Here is a 1,246-nt window from a genome sequence, read left to right as displayed (position 1 = left end):
TGGCCGTTTGTCGCGGCAAACTCAAGATTCGGCAAATTCGAAGCATTATTGATTCTCAATGTGCCTGTTTGGACATTTAAATTACTCGAAATCGGCAAAGCCCTCACATCCCCGGCACTCAAACTCACATCCCCGGTTAGTGTTTTGCCATTAATTTTCCGACTGCTCGGCACGGCACTTTTTGCCAAATTTACCGTTTCCACTAAACCGAGGTTTTTCACAAACTCATTTTTATCAGGAATATCTGCGCCGTTTTGATTTTTTGCCAATCGGTTATTAGCATTATCATTTACATCAGAAACAAGCTTCTGTGTTACCGCGAGGGTATTACTGTTACCGGTTTTATCTGTGAGCTGAGTAACACCTTTTTGTGTTAATGAGGCATTTGGCACTTCGGTTGCAATTTTTTGTTCTAATGCCCTACTTAATTGAGTAGCAAGTTTAACTAAATCGCCATCATCCAGAACATCATTACCAGAATATGTCGCGATAAAATTAGCCAAAACAGATGTTATTGTCGACGATTGACGTAACACTTTATTGAGCAAATGGACAGTAATATCGTCTGGCGGAAACCCCATTTTTAAACTCCGGCTTTCTTCATACCCTTCTTGACTCACTACATTGGCATTATTATTAGTAGAAAAAGCTTTAAAATCATTCTTGTAATTCATATACCTTCCTTAAGTTAGATAATGTTATTTCATAATCAATATATTTCAATCATTGCAAAAATAATCCCCTGGCAACTCTCGCCAATCAAAGTTTAACTCATAAAAATAATAATTCGCCGTTATTATTCATTATAAGGTTAACTATCTTTATATAACTAATAGTAATAAATAGCTCAATGTTTCTAAATTAAATATATATTTAGAAATATATATTTAATATCTGGAAACTATTTTTCTATTATTTCTTCTATCTTTTCCTGTAACTCTCTCTACTTAATGTTCCACACTGAATCTTTACCTAATACCTAACCTACAGTGTTCAGGGAATACTGCATAGCTCACCGTCTTAATAAAATACACGCCCATTATTCTCATAAATGCATTTGAGTCCCCAGTTTTGAATACGAGTTGGTAAGTAAGAGAGCCATATATAAATTCCCTAGAAAAACCAACCTATTACGATTGGTTTTTTATGCTTGAAGCTTGTCTGGTTTAAAACTCCTTTTACCTAACTTCATTTATTTGGGCATCTCCGGCCACTCAATATCAAGCGTTTGTAAAATATCTACACG

Annotated in this window: 1 protein-coding gene; it reads right to left on the bottom strand. The window is 35.2% G+C overall.

From position 1 onward, the window contains the following. On the bottom strand, window positions 1–674 hold a 674-nt coding region (locus tag V2H77_RS00565; RefSeq protein ID WP_341497247.1), incomplete at its 3' end, for a phage tail protein. Between the last annotated feature and the right edge of the window lie 572 nt (window positions 675–1,246).

It is taken from the genome of Photorhabdus sp. P32, from assembly GCF_038085095.1.
Taxonomy (GTDB): domain Bacteria; phylum Pseudomonadota; class Gammaproteobacteria; order Enterobacterales; family Enterobacteriaceae; genus Photorhabdus; species Photorhabdus luminescens.
The sequence above is the reverse complement of the archived record's forward strand: the minus strand, read 5'-3'. Positions and strand labels throughout refer to the sequence as shown.